Here is a 13066-nt window from a genome sequence, read left to right on the forward strand (position 1 = left end):
GATGGGGAGAGGGGGAGATGGGGAGAGGGGGAGATGGGAGATGGGGAGATGGGGAGAGGGGGAGATGGGGAGAGGGGGAGATTGGGAGAGGGGGAGATTGGGAGATTGGGGAGATTGGAGAGATTGCCCAAGAGAGAGAGATGCGGTTTTTGGGAAAAATCTTAGTCTATCGATAGCGTCAGGTGCGCGAGGCGCACCCTACAGACGCTACAGAGGGCTTTTTTGTCTCAAAAGCCACCAATCAGCAGGTAGTTTTTAGCCGCAAACTCACGACTAATGACTAATGACTGATGACTAATGACTGATGACTACATCATGCCCATGCCGCCCATGCCGCCCATGCCGCCCATGCCGCCCATGCCGCCCATACCGCCCATGCCGCCCATGCCACCCATGCCGCCCATGTCGCCCATGTCACCGCCGGCTTTTTTCTTCTCGGGTTTTTCGACAATCACAGCTTCAGTGGTCAAAACCATACCAGCAATGGAACCGGCATTCTGCAAAGCCGATCGCACCACCTTAGCCGGGTCAATAATCCCGGCGGCAATCATATCTTCGTACACGTCGGTGAGAGCGTTGTAGCCAATGTTGAACTCGCTAGCCCGCACTCGCTCGATGACGATGGAACCTTCAACGCCGGCATTATCAGCAATTTGACGCAAAGGTGCTTCCAAAGCTTTCTTCACCAAGTCAGCGCCTACTTGTTCTTCGGTGTCTAAAGTATGTGCGATCGCATCTATTTTTGTAATCAGGTGAAGTAGCGTCGTGCCGCCTCCAGCCACGATACCTTCTTCCACAGCAGCTTTAGTAGCGTTGAGAGCGTCTTCGATACGCAGTTTGCGGTCTTTGAGCTCGGTTTCGGTAGCTGCGCCGACTTTAATTACAGCGATGCCGCCGGCGAGTTTAGCGATGCGTTCGGTTAGCTTTTCCTTGTCGTAGTCGGAATCCGTCGCTTCTAGCTGCTTGCGGATTTGCTCGATCCGTTTTTGCACGTCAGCTTTGTGTTCGTCGCCAGCGACAATGATGGTGTTTTCTTTGTCGATCGTAATTTTGCGGGCGGTACCGAGCATTTCTAGAGTTGCGGTATCGATGCTGAGTCCGACTTCTTCGGAAATCAGTTGACCGCCGGTGAGCACGGCGATATCTTGAAGCATAGCTTTGCGCCGGTCGCCAAATCCGGGAGATTTGGTTGCTGCAATATTCAATACGCCGCGGGCTTTGTTGACTACCAGAGTTGCCAAAGCTTCGCCTTCAATATCTTCGGCGATAATTAGCAGCGGTTGACCGGTGCGGGCGATTTTTTCGAGAACTGGAATTAGTTCTTGAATCGAGCTAATTTTTTTGTCGGTAATCAGGATGCGAGCGTTTTCGTACTCAACTTCCATGCGATCGGTGTTAGTGACGAAATACGGAGAAAGATATCCGCGATCGTACTGCATCCCTTCGACAACTTCCAATTCTGTGGTCAGAGATTTCGACTCTTCAACAGTAATTACGCCGTCTTTCGTGACTTTTTCCATTGCTTGAGCAATCATGGCGCCGACTTCTTCGTCGTTACCGGCGGAGACAGTGGCGACCTGAGCAATTGCAGCCCCTTCGACGGGTTTCGCCAATTTCTCGATTTCCAGCACCAAGTGGGCGATCGTTTTTTCAATACCCCGGCGCAGCGCGACTGGATTCGCGCCAGCAGCGACATTCTTCAAACCTTCGCGGATCAGGGATTGAGCTATAACCGTTGCGGTTGTAGTGCCGTCGCCTGCGATATCTTTAGTTTTGGAGGCGACTTCTTGAATTAAGCGAGCGCCGGCATTTTCCAGGGGGTCTTCGAGTTCGATTTCCCTAGCAACGGTGATACCGTCGTTAACGATTTGGGGAGCGCCGTATTTTTTTTCTAAAAGGACGTTCCGGCCTTTGGGGCCCAAGGTGATGCGGACAGCATCGGCGAGTTGATTGACGCCGCGTTCTAGTGCCCGCCGAGATTTGTCGCTAAATGCAACTATTTTGGTCATGTTTGTCTCCTATCGCTTACATTAGCAAATTTAGCACTCTCTGAGTCTGAGTGCTAAGCCGATCGATTTTAGATTGTAGCGCGCCCCAGCGGTGCGGGGGGTTGCGGGGGCGGATTGGAGATTTGGGCGATCGTTCCGAATGGGTAGGGACACGGCACTGCCGTGTCCTCACAGATATCCTGTCCCCGCAGATATCGTGTCCTCACAGATATCCTGTCCCCGCAGATATAATGTGGTTTGTGACATCTCGTCGATCGAATTTTGGCTCGGCCCCAAACCCAACTTTTATGGCGCGTCATCCCCAAGCAGAATTTTTATTTAAAATTTCTTAACTTGTGTTTTCGGTCATCTACCTTTCGATAGAGCTTCTATTCTTTTTTCAAACTTCTACCTTCTATAGCAACCGCCAAGACTATTAGGACGTTCTTAATTGCTGAAAACCTTGAGGAAGACTCCTTCTTCCTTCAGTATCCATCCGTTAAATCCGTTACAAAATCCGCTGCCGAACCTCCTTCCTTCTTCCTTCTTCCTTCTTCCTTCTTCCTTCTTCCTTCTTCCTTCTTCCTTCTTCCTTCTTCCTTCTTCCTCCTTCCTTCTTCCTTCTTCCTTCTTCCTTCTTCCTTCTTCCTTCTTCCTTCTTCCTTCTTCCTTCTTCCTATGGCTCGTTATTCTCGACTGCAAAAACTCGGCTCTTATATGCGCCCGCACTGGAAACCCACATTCTGGGGCATTTTTTCGCTGTTAATTGTCAATGCTGTGGGCGTTTATATTCCCCTGCTGATTCGGAATTCAGTTGACACTCTCCAAATTGCGACTAAATTTGACCAAGTTTTCAACTACGTCGCACTAATTCTGATCCTCGCCTCAATTATGTGGGTAATTCGGATGGTGTCGCGGATTTTGCTGTTTGGCGTGGGGCGTCAAGTTGAATTTGACCTCAAACAGCAAATATTTAATCATTTATTAACATTAGAACCGTCTTATTTTGCAGCCAATACGGTAGGAGATTTAATTAACCGCGCTACTTCCGATTTGGACAATATTCGCCGCTTGGTGGGATTTGCGGTGCTGAGTTTGGCGAATACGGCATTTGCCTATGCTTTGAGTTTGCCGGTGATGCTGGGCATTAATTTACGGCTGACGCTGTTGGCGATCGCAGTTTATCCTTTCATGCTAGTTTTGGTGCAGTTATTTAGCGACAAACTTCGCATCCAACAGTTAGCCGTGCAAGAAGAACTGTCAGCGATGAGCGATTTGATTCAGGAGGATATGAGCGGGATTTCTGTAATTAAAATCTACGCTCAAGAAGAAAACGAACGGCGAGCTTTTCGCGATTGCAACGCACAGTTGCTATCAGCCAACTTGGAATTAGCAAAAACTAGAAACTTTATTTTTCCCCTGCTGGGCGGTTTGGCAAGCCTCAGTTTGTTGGTGCTGCTTTCGGCCGGGGGCGGGGCAATTGCTAAGGGCGAAATTAGTATTGGCGATTTTGTGGCGTTGCTGATTTATGTCGAGCGTTTGGTGTTTCCGACGGCGCTGTTGGGTTTCACAATTACTGCTTACCAGCGGGGAGAAGTGAGTGTCGATCGCATCGAATCAATTCTGACTGTGGAACCGCAAATTAAAGATGCTGCCGGTGCAGTTGAACTGCCAACTCCAGTCAAAGGCGAAATTGCGGCTCGCCATCTAAATTTTACTTATCCGGGCGCTAAGACACCCGCACTTAAAGATGTTAATTTTACCATAAAACCGGGAGAAACTGTCGCAATTGTTGGGGCGATCGGCTCGGGAAAATCAACTTTAGCTAATGCGCTACCGCGACTGCTGGACATTGATGCAGGTGAATTATTTGTAGACGGATTAGATATTACTCAAGTACAATTGAAGGAATTGCGCGGGGCGATCGCCTACGTTCCCCAAGAAAGCTTTCTTTTCGGCACTAGCATCAAAAATAACATCCGCTACGGGAATCCTTTAGCGGAACAGCGGGAGATTGAAGCAGCGGCAAAACAAGCCCAAATTCACCCAGAAATCCTCAACTTTCCGCAGCAGTACAAAACTGTTGTCGGCGAGCGCGGAATTACTTTATCTGGCGGACAGCGGCAGCGGACAGCACTTGCTCGCGCTTTGTTAGTTGATGCTCCAGTGCTGATTTTAGATGACGCTCTTTCCAGCGTTGACAATCAAACTGCTACGGATATTTTGAATAATTTGGCAACGGGAACCGATCGCAAAACGGTGATTTTTATCTCGCACCAAATGTCGGCGGCGGCTAGTGCCGATCGCATTTTTGTGATGGAGAAGGGAGAAATAGTTCAGAGCGGAACTCACGCAGAATTGGTAGGGCAAACAGGGCTTTATCAGTATTTGTGGAACCAGCAAAAATTAGAGGAATTGCTGCACTGAACCTTGGCGATCGTGTCAAACTGTTTTGCAGTCATGACTTGAGTTATTTCAAGCTTTTAAAAATTCTGGCAACACAGAAGCAGGCAGATCATTCAATTGACCCGATCGCACAAATTCAGCATAAGTATCAGCTTCTATTGCCTGCAAATCCCCTTCGAGTTTGTCGATCGTCATCTGCCGCAGTTCAGGAGAGCGATCGTACATTTGGTTGATTTCTGCTTGCAGCAAGTTTAATTTTTCTTGAAGCTGACTCACGAGATGATTGGAAAACTCAGGCTCGATTTTACGATCGCCCGATACTTCAAATAGATGCTTGAGAACCCGATTGAGAGCAACACGTTGGGCGATCGCCTCCAGATACTTCTGACGCAACTCCTGGTTGCTCAACAACCCCAATTTTTCCAGCAGCGCCTTGGTGGTTAAACCTTGTACTAGCAGCGTAAATAAAACTATGCCAAACACGATCGCAATAATTTTTGGTCGATCGGGGAAAACCTCCGGCACGCTCAAAGCTAAAGCAATCGAGACAGAACCCCGCAATCCTCCCCACCAAATCACAGTTCTATCGGCTAATGAAATTTCTGATTTTGCCAACCTATTGCTCAACCATCCTAAACCAAAAATAGCGATCGCTCGTGTCACAAACATCGCCGCCACAGTTATGCCAATGACTCCTAAATTAGCTCCCAAACCAGCAAAACTAATTCGATCGCCAATCAGCAGGAACACGATCGAATTTACAAAAAACGCCACAAAATCCCAAAATTGTGTTACCGCCAGTCTGGTACTGGGTTGCATACCGATACGAGAGCCGAAATTTCCAAATATCAAGCCCATCACCACCACACCAATCACCCCAGAACCACCCAACTCCTCAACAATTATATAAGTGCCGTAGGCTGAAACTAAGGTTAACGATTGCTCCACCAAAGGTAAATCAAACCGTTGGGTGAGATAGGAGATACCAAAACCGATCGCACTCCCGACAGCAATCCCAATTCCCACAAAAGCTAAGAAACGCCCCACCAGAAATGGGATGCCAACTTCATCCGTCCCTAAAGAGAATCCCACCAAAAAACTAAAGGCAACAACAGCAATGCCATCATTAAATAAACTCTCTCCCTCCACCAGCAAAGCTAGGCGTTTTTCAACTCCCAGTTCCCGGAACAATGCAATAACTGAAACAGGATCTGTAGCAGATATACTAGCTCCTACCAAAAGGGCGATTCCTAAAGAAACTCCAGCTATTTGGTTGAGAGCAAAAGCCACGCCAGCAACGGAAATAACCACACCCAAAACCGCATAAAGAGCGATCGGCACTAAATCCCGCTTGAGTTTAGACCATTCCAGATTCCAAGCAGCTTCAAACAAAAGAGGCGGCAAAAAAATCAACAGAATCAGTTCGGGCGAGAGCGACACCAATCGCACATCTATAAAAGCCAAACCCAACCCGACAATTACTAAAAGCAGCGTGTAGGGAATTTGGCGCAACCAGCCCCATAGTTGCGGCAGTATCGCCACACTTAAGGAAACTAATAGCACTAAAAGAAATTTCTTCAGATTGCCCTCGATAGTCGCTTCGTGAATTAGAGTTTCTGGGCTCATACAATTAGGGATAAAATAGTTAAAATTTCGGTTTCGATCGGGACTTATTCAGGGTTGAGCGCCGCACTTCTTCAACTTGGCTGACTTGAAAAATCAGGGTAAATTTTTGACCCATTTCTTTTTCGACAAATTCTTCTAAAAGCTGCACCTGTTTAGCTGTCAAAGCTTCGCTGCTGCGAACACTCAGACGAACTTCCGGCGGTTTCGCCAACCAGTTAGTATCAGTTGCAATCAGTTCCACCCGTTGAAAAGTAATAGTTCGGTTAAGCAACGCCCGCTTCAGACTGGCTTCGAGTTGCGCTTGCTCGATCAATTCCGCAAAACTCACGCCCAGAGGAATTACAAGTATAGCCGTCAATGCTAGCGCCCAAAAGAGGGCTTTACGGGCGCGATGCAGGGGGGTGTAGCCGGCCATCAAAAAGGTTAGCATACAGGAGAGAGTAATCCCCAGCAAATTAGTAAGATACAGGAGGCTGGCTCCCAAACTGAGCGACCAATTAGCTTGAGACAAGCCTAAACCTACAACACAAATTGGCGGCATCAGAGCCACCGCGATCGCAGTTCCCGCCAGAGTAGCAGAAACTTTGGGCTGAACTTTCGCATAGCCGCTGATTCCCCCAGCGGCGATCGCAATTCCTAAGTCTAGTAATGTAGGTTTAGAACGAGCTAGAACTTCGCTCCCAAAGTCGGGAATTTGTACCAAAGCGCCCAAAAAACAAGCTAGAAAAATTGCTAGCACCGTCCCGACTGCTAATGCAACTAAACCTTTGCGGAAGATGAGAACGTTACCTTCTACCGCTCCAAATGCTAACCCTCGGATTGGCAACATCAGAGGCGCAACGATCATAGCACCGATAATGACGGCTGCACTATTGGCAAGCAGTCCAAAGGTGGCAATTATACAGGAGCCGAGAATTAAGACAAGATAGTTAATATCTAGGATTGATTCTTCCAACAAGTCAACTCGTATTTGCTTTAAATGCTCTGGAGCAATCCTGCTCCTGGTGAAATATTTAAGACGGTCTCGAATATTGTTGAGCAAAATAATCTCCTTAAGTCGGGGGCTTGTATCTCTATGCAGGTGCGGTCAGTCGATTTTAGATTTTAGATTTTAGATTTTAGATTTACTCCACAAATTTTAGATTTTAGATTCTAGATTCTAGATTTTAGATTTACTCTACAGATGAATCTAGGAGCTTGAACTACGGTCTAAAATTTGGAGCTGCTCACGACAAGAGTCGGGGGCTTGTATCCCTGTGCAGGTGAAGTCAAAAGAATCAAAATCCCAGCAAGTTTTCGAGGATGTCCCGGAACTCTAAAGCAATTGCCGCGCCACTAATACCCAGCAGTTGAATCAAATCCCCTGCCTTGAATGACAAGATCGCGATGAATAACGCGATCGGCAATAATTGATTTATAATCAAGATATCTACTCCACCTCAATAATACCGAATCATGCTCGCAGAAGCAAACGCGACACTTTGGCCTAGTCTAATTACTGTTTCAGCATTAATTCTCTATTTCGTTGTTACCATCAACGTCAGCAGAGCTAGATTCAAACACAAAGTTTCTCCCCCGCAGATGACAGGAAACCCGGACTTTGAGCGAGTGGTGCGAGTTCAGCAAAATACCTTAGAGCAAATGATTCTATTTTTGCCCTCGCTGTGGCTGTTCTCGCAATTTATCAGCCCAATTTGGGGCGCAGGTATCGGCGCAGTTTGGATAATTGGACGCATTTTGTTTGCTTGGGGTTACTATCAAGCTGCCGAAAAAAGAGCTGCTGGATTTGGCATTAGTTCCTTAGCTATTTTAGCTTTGCTTGGTGGTTCCTTAACTGGCATAATTATGTCGCTGCTGAAGGTTTGAGCGTAGCTTCCGATCGACATAATTGTTTCTCTACTCGTTTCCAGGCTCTGCCTGATAACGCAGATCCCGAGGCTCAGCCTCCAATTTTCCTGCTGAAAAATCGAGGCTGAGCCTCTCGACAGCGGTTCCCTGGCAGAGCCTGGGAACCAGTTAAATGTAATAAATGTTAGGAGTGAATATGTCAGAAACCAACAAACCCGTATTTGAAATTAACCCGAAACTTTTTCAGCAGCTTGTCGAGTGGCAAGAAAAACTTGAACGAGAAGATGAATTAGCAAGCGAGTCAGAAGACGAGAAACCAACTGAGGCAAAAACTCCTCCCGACAGTGATGAACAGCATTCTCAAACAGATAATTCCTAGCTGGTGGCTGACAGCATCTTTTGTATTTCCGGCTGCTGTCTCGGCTCAATCGCTCACACCCAGCCAAATTCAGCAAGTCAATAGCGGTTTGTTTCGTTCTAACTCTCAAGATTTCTTTCAGCAAGGAAATCGCCAACTGGAAAGAGAAATCGCAACTTTGTTGCAAAAAAATGTCGCTTCTGAAGGTGAGATTCTGGAGATTGATGAAAAATTGCGCTCTCAGCTTTGCAGGCAAGAATTAAAAATATCTTCGCGCAATTTTGATACAATAAGTGCTGCTCAGATTGCTGATTTTCAGACCAAATTAAAAGACATTTGCAGACACAATTAAAATAAAAGTGAGGTCAATATTCAAAGTTTAGTGCTAATGGATAAAGAGGCAATGGCAAAGTTAAAAACAGTCATGCTGGAAGCGGAAACCGCTGCTCATTTGGCGGCAATCATTATTGATTATACTCATGAGGAAATAATGATAGTTTTTGGTGAGCTAGAATGGGAAGAGCAGGCTAGAATTAAGGATATTTGGAAGACAGTTTGAAGACTTACGCATCTACAAAGTCGCAGATATCTGTAGGGACACGGCATTGCCGTGTCCCTACAAATATCGCTTGCGATCTATATCTAGCTGTACTCTTTAGCAAGCGATTCGAGGCATAATTGACGGAAATGATCGCCCCGCTGCTCGAAGTTTTGGTATTGATCGAAGCTAGCACAAGCTGGCGAAAGCAGCACTACTTTAGCATGATTTTGTCTGCCTAATTCTGCGGCTCTCGGGATTGCTCGTTCCATTGTTTCGACTATTTCCCAAGCGTTGTAATTGGCTTGTTTGAGCCGATCGCCAAAAAGACTCGCTGCATCTCCAATTAACAGCACAGCAGCAGCTTTCGCCTTGATTGTATCAATCCACGCGCGATCGTCCCCTTCTTTGGCGTCGCCGCCCGCAATTAAAATCGCCGGTGCGCTAACAGAAGCCAACCCGACTTGGGCGGCGTCGTAATTAGTAGCTTTGCTGTCGTTGATGAAATCTATGCCTTCCCAAGTGCAGATGTGTTCGAGGCGGTGCGAAACTCCGGGGAATTTAGCGATCGCCCGGGCGATCGCACTTTTATCTATCCCCGCCAAATTAGCCGCCGCCACCGCCATTAACAAATTCTGCAAATTGTGTTCTCCCACCATCCGCAAAGAATCAGCAGGCAAAATTTTCTCGCTTTGAGCTATTACCCAACCATCTTGAATATAGGCTCCAAAATCTGTATTTCCCAACAGTTCTTTTTCACCTTTGACACTCGTCCAACACGCATCCGGCCAAATGTCAACTCCTTGTTGCCGCAAACAAGGATCGTCGCCGTTGATTACTTGCAATTCCGACTTTTTCAGCAAATGCGCTTTAATGTTGTAGTAATTTTCCAAAGTTTTGTGGCGGCTGAGGTGATCCGGCGTCAAAGTCGTCAAAACTCCGATGCGCGGCGCTACAAACGGCGAGGATTCTATCTGATAGCTGCTAATTTCTGCGATTACCCAATCCGGCGGTTTTTCGGCTAAAGCTAATTCGCACGCAGCATAGCCAATATTGCCGCAAGCGGGAGCGTAAAGCCCGGCCTCTGCAAAAATAGCAGCAATTAAAGCAGTAGTAGTAGTTTTGCCGTTAGTGCCGGTAATTCCCACCCAAGGAGATTTGAGGTAACGCCATGCGAGAGCCATTTCTCCGATTGTTTCAATGCCTAACTCTCTGGCGCGCACTAATGCTGGACTGTCCCACGGAACGCCCGGACTTACTACTATTAATTCTATAGATTCGACTGGTTCAAAAGATTGACCTAGCTCAACATGAATTCCTTCGTTAGCGAATTCCTGTTGCTGTTTGAGCAAGTTTGGGGAAGATGAGCGATCGCTCAGCGTTACTTCCCATCCTTCGCGTTTGAGCAGTCTGGCGGCGGCAATTCCTGATTTTCCTAGTCCAATGATATGAGCGATCGGCATAAGCTGTGTGTGTGATGGAGCGAACTTCCCTGGTTTTATAAGTTTATATCTTAACCTTGCATTGGTTTTTGGCTATTGGCCATTGTGCTTAATTTGGAATAGGGCGATCGCACGCGATATTTATTTGTAGGGAAACGGCACTGCCGTGTCCTAATTCGTAGGGAAACGGCACTGCCGTGTCCTCTTTTGTGATTTCGAGCGACCTTTTTTTGAGTTTTTCAAGGAGTGCATCTTTCAAGTTGTTCAATTTTTTCTTCTAACCGGACAATCTCTCTGGATAAACAGCGAAGCTGATATGATAATCCGGCCGCAGTAAGCGCCACCATTACAAATAAATATATCTCCTCGATCGGAGGGTTTTCTTTATATACTAGATAGTATATGGTAACAACGAGTGGCGCTAGCCAGAAACTGGCGTTTGACATTTGCGCCCATTTACGAATCTGTTGTTTCTCATTCATTGTTCATATCTTCCCTTTTCAAGAGCGAGGCAGAGCCTCTGGATATGGGTTCCCAGGCAGAGCCTGGAAACCAGTTAAATTCTAAAATCTAAAATCCAAAATCTAAAATCGATTGACGATCGCCCCAAAGTCAGCTAACACCCGCGCGTGATTCCGCAACAACCCCAGTAAATTCAACCGATTTTGCTTAATTTCCGGGTCAGAATCCATCACCAAAACGCTTTCTGGGCCGTCGAAAAAGTTGCTGACAGTCGGAGCAATCTCAGTCAAACTATCTACCAACTGCTGGTAATTCCGAGTTTGTTTGGATAGCAGAGTTTGCGGCACTAACTGCACGACTGCATCATAGAAAGCTTGTTCGGACGACTTTTGAAATAACTCCGGTTTCACCGCATTTTTCGGTTCCAATTCAACTTTATCCAAATCACCTTGAGCCGCCAAACGAGTTGAACGGTTGACTGTTTCGTAAATCAGATCCAATGTATTGTCATTGCGGATTTGTTGCAGAAAAAGCGCTCTTTCCAGTGCGTCTAACAAATCTCTTAATGCTCGTTCCGTATATTCTGGGTCATTTTCTCCCAAAACTGCATTCACCAAATCATAATCTACATTCTTTTCTTCTTGCAACAAAGTCCGAATCCTTTGCAGAAAAAACTCGTATAACTGCGATAGCAATTCCGCCGATGTTTCCGGGCGCGCTGCGGTAAATTCGGCAACAACTTCTGCGAGCAACTGGTGTAAATTGATGGGCAACTGAGCCGCCCAAATAATGTTAGTGATTGCATTAGCGGCGCGGCGCAGGGCAAAAGGATCGGATGAACCTGTCGGCAACATTCCCAAGCCGAAGATGCTGACTAATGTATCTAATTTATCGGCTATTCCGACAATTTGACCTGTCAGAGTTTGCGGCAAATTGTCGCCCGCACCTTTGGGCAAATAATGTTCAAAAATTGCTGTGGCTACTGCTTCCGGTTCGCCGCTTGCTAAGGCGTATTTCTGCCCCATGATTCCTTGCATTTCGGGAAGTTCGTAAACCATTTGGGTTACGAGGTCGGCTTTACAAAGTAAGGCTGCTCTTGCTATGTAAGCTTGTTCTTCGTCTGTGATTTGCAGTTGATTTACAATTAAACTGGCAATCTTGCACAGCCGATCGACCTTTGCGCGCACAGTCCCTAAATCTTCCTGGAAAGTAACTGTTGCCAACTTGGGCAAATAATCCTCTAGAGGCTTTACCAAGTCTGCTTTGTAGAAAAACTGACCGTCTGCCAATCTCGCCCGCACGACTCGCTCGTTACCGGCGGCTATAATCGCCGCTTTAGCAGGATCGCCGTTGGAAATGGTAATGAAATAGGGCAGCAGTTCGGGATAATCGGGACTTTTGAGAATGGGAAAATACCGCTGATTGGTGACAATAATTGTGGTGATTACTTCCGGCGGCAATATCAAAAAATCCTCGTCAAATTTGCCGACAACTGCGTTAGGCCATTCTACTAAGTCGGTGACTTCTTCTAACAAATCTTCGGTAATGTCGGCGTAACCGCCTTGTTTTGTTGCTGCGGCTTCTACTTGTGCTTTAATTTGATTTTTGCGCTGGGTTCGATCGACCTCCACGCAAGCAGCCCGCAGACACTCGACATAATCCTCGGCTTGCGGAATCGAGACCCCCCCCGTCCCCCCCTTGCCAAGGGGGGGTGTAGGGGGGGTGTATAACACCCGGTGTCCTTGGGAAATTCGATCGCTCTTGACCGTATCCGAACCGCTCACCAATGTAATTGGCAGTACAGTATCATCAAACAGTGCCGCGATCGATCGAATTGGGCGCGGAAACTTCAAATCTCCGTCAGCCCACCGCATGAATCTTTTGCCTTCTAACTTATTAATCCACTGCGGTACAAGTTCAGCCAAAATATCCGCACTCATCCGCCCCGGAATCTTTTTCAGCACAAACACAAAATCGCCTTTATCGGTAGCGCGAACTTCTAAAGCATCAATTTCTACGCCCTGCTTTTTCGCAAAACCTTCGGCTGCTTTCGTCGGTTTGCCATCTTTAAAAGCCGAACTTGCGGGCGGCCCTTTTACCTCTTCTTCTCTGTCTAATTGCTTAACTGGCAGTCCTTTCACGAGAACTGCCAAACGCCTCGGAGTAGCGTATACATTAATTGAGTCATTTGTCAAGGATTCTTCTGCCAGAGTTGCAGGTACAAGTCGCTGCCACTGCTGGGCGCTGCCTGTGACAAAAGATGCGGGCAATTCTTCCGTACCGAGTTCTAATAAAAAGTTAGGCATATCGCACCGTAATGGAATTTTGTTTAGGGTAATTTAAGGTAATTTATCCGATCGCGCGTTGGCGTTAGCTTTCGCGATCCGAAGGAAAGCCC

At 46.9% G+C, this 13066-nt stretch carries 13 protein-coding genes; 5 read left to right on the forward strand and 8 right to left on the reverse strand.

Annotated elements, in window-relative coordinates:
* Positions 1–308: 308 nt before the first annotated feature.
* Positions 309–2009 (reverse strand): chaperonin GroEL, encoded by a 1701-nt coding sequence (gene groL / locus QUA56_RS04400; protein ID WP_333353736.1) that lies wholly within the window; start codon positions 2007–2009, stop codon positions 309–311.
* Between the two features lie 426 nt (positions 2010–2435).
* Positions 2436–2690, reverse strand: coding sequence for a hypothetical protein (locus tag QUA56_RS04405; protein ID WP_333353740.1), 255 nt, complete (start codon positions 2688–2690; stop codon positions 2436–2438).
* On the opposite strand from QUA56_RS04405, the gene QUA56_RS04410 reads away from it, so the two are divergent.
* Positions 2667–4415 carry an ABC transporter ATP-binding protein gene (locus tag QUA56_RS04410; RefSeq protein ID WP_333353742.1) on the forward strand — a complete coding sequence of 583 codons (1749 nt, stop codon included), beginning with the start codon at positions 2667–2669 and terminating at the stop codon, positions 4413–4415. The genes QUA56_RS04405 and QUA56_RS04410 overlap by 24 nt on opposite strands.
* Before the next feature lie 48 nt (positions 4416–4463).
* Here the strand turns inward: QUA56_RS04410 and QUA56_RS04415 are convergent, their stop codons facing one another.
* From QUA56_RS04415 to QUA56_RS04425, 3 genes are all read right to left on the reverse strand, one after another.
* A complete protein-coding gene (locus QUA56_RS04415; RefSeq protein ID WP_333353744.1) occupies positions 4464–6020 on the reverse strand; it encodes a sodium:proton antiporter in 1557 nt (518 codons plus the stop codon).
* Positions 6021–6039: 19 nt separating this feature from the next.
* The gene (locus tag QUA56_RS04420; RefSeq protein ID WP_333353747.1) at positions 6040–7062 is read right to left on the reverse strand and encodes a DUF389 domain-containing protein; all 1023 of its coding nucleotides are present in this window, start codon (positions 7060–7062) and stop codon (positions 6040–6042) included.
* 235 nt (positions 7063–7297) lie between these two features.
* On the reverse strand, positions 7298–7444 hold the full coding sequence (locus QUA56_RS04425) for a hypothetical protein (RefSeq protein ID WP_333353750.1): 147 nt from the start codon (positions 7442–7444) through the stop codon (positions 7298–7300).
* A 31-nt stretch (positions 7445–7475) separates the two neighbouring features.
* Between QUA56_RS04425 and QUA56_RS04430 the strand changes: the two genes are divergently transcribed.
* The 4 genes from QUA56_RS04430 (at position 7476) to QUA56_RS04445 (ending at position 8785) form a co-directional block, all read left to right on the forward strand.
* A complete protein-coding gene (locus QUA56_RS04430) occupies positions 7476–7886 on the forward strand; it encodes an MAPEG family protein (RefSeq protein ID WP_333353753.1) in 411 nt (136 codons plus the stop codon).
* A 178-nt stretch (positions 7887–8064) separates the two neighbouring features.
* Entirely contained in the window at positions 8065–8247 is a 183-nt protein-coding gene (locus tag QUA56_RS04435; protein WP_333353756.1) for a hypothetical protein, read from the forward strand.
* Positions 8216–8578, forward strand: a complete 363-nt coding sequence (locus tag QUA56_RS04440; RefSeq protein WP_333353759.1) for a hypothetical protein — start codon at positions 8216–8218, stop codon at positions 8576–8578. Before QUA56_RS04435 ends, QUA56_RS04440 begins: the two co-directional genes overlap by 32 nt.
* Before the next feature lie 36 nt (positions 8579–8614).
* Positions 8615–8785, forward strand: coding sequence for a hypothetical protein (locus QUA56_RS04445; protein WP_333353762.1), 171 nt, complete (start codon positions 8615–8617; stop codon positions 8783–8785).
* A gap of 83 nt (positions 8786–8868) precedes the next feature.
* On the opposite strand, the gene murD is transcribed toward QUA56_RS04445, so the two are convergent.
* The 3 genes from murD to glyS all read right to left on the reverse strand — a co-directional run bounded on the left by murD (position 8869) and on the right by glyS (position 12974).
* Positions 8869–10227: a UDP-N-acetylmuramoyl-L-alanine--D-glutamate ligase gene (murD, locus tag QUA56_RS04450; protein WP_333353764.1), complete on the reverse strand. Its 1359-nt coding sequence runs from the start codon at positions 10225–10227 to the stop codon at positions 8869–8871.
* Positions 10228–10315: 88 nt separating this feature from the next.
* A complete protein-coding gene (locus QUA56_RS04455) occupies positions 10316–10474 on the reverse strand; it encodes a hypothetical protein (RefSeq protein WP_333353767.1) in 159 nt (52 codons plus the stop codon).
* A 316-nt stretch (positions 10475–10790) separates the two neighbouring features.
* Entirely contained in the window at positions 10791–12974 is a 2184-nt protein-coding gene (gene glyS, locus QUA56_RS04460) for a glycine--tRNA ligase subunit beta (protein ID WP_333353770.1), read from the reverse strand.
* Positions 12975–13066: the final 92 nt, after the last annotated feature.

Source organism: Microcoleus sp. N3A4, from assembly GCF_036701805.1.
Lineage (GTDB): Bacteria > Cyanobacteriota > Cyanobacteriia > Cyanobacteriales > Microcoleaceae > Microcoleus.

Coding starts and splice junctions, on each gene's coding strand:
- groL (WP_333353736.1), bottom strand. CDS start 2,009: ATGACCAAAATAGTTGCATTTAGCGACAAATCTCGGCGGGCACTAGAA.
- QUA56_RS04410 (WP_333353742.1), top strand. CDS start 2,667: ATGGCTCGTTATTCTCGACTGCAAAAACTCGGCTCTTATATGCGCCCG.
- QUA56_RS04415 (WP_333353744.1), bottom strand. CDS start 6,020: ATGAGCCCAGAAACTCTAATTCACGAAGCGACTATCGAGGGCAATCTG.
- QUA56_RS04430 (WP_333353753.1), top strand. CDS start 7,476: ATGCTCGCAGAAGCAAACGCGACACTTTGGCCTAGTCTAATTACTGTT.
- QUA56_RS04435 (WP_333353756.1), top strand. CDS start 8,065: ATGTCAGAAACCAACAAACCCGTATTTGAAATTAACCCGAAACTTTTT.
- QUA56_RS04440 (WP_333353759.1), top strand. CDS start 8,216: ATGAACAGCATTCTCAAACAGATAATTCCTAGCTGGTGGCTGACAGCA.
- QUA56_RS04445 (WP_333353762.1), top strand. CDS start 8,615: ATGGATAAAGAGGCAATGGCAAAGTTAAAAACAGTCATGCTGGAAGCG.
- murD (WP_333353764.1), bottom strand. CDS start 10,227: ATGCCGATCGCTCATATCATTGGACTAGGAAAATCAGGAATTGCCGCC.
- glyS (WP_333353770.1), bottom strand. CDS start 12,974: ATGCCTAACTTTTTATTAGAACTCGGTACGGAAGAATTGCCCGCATCT.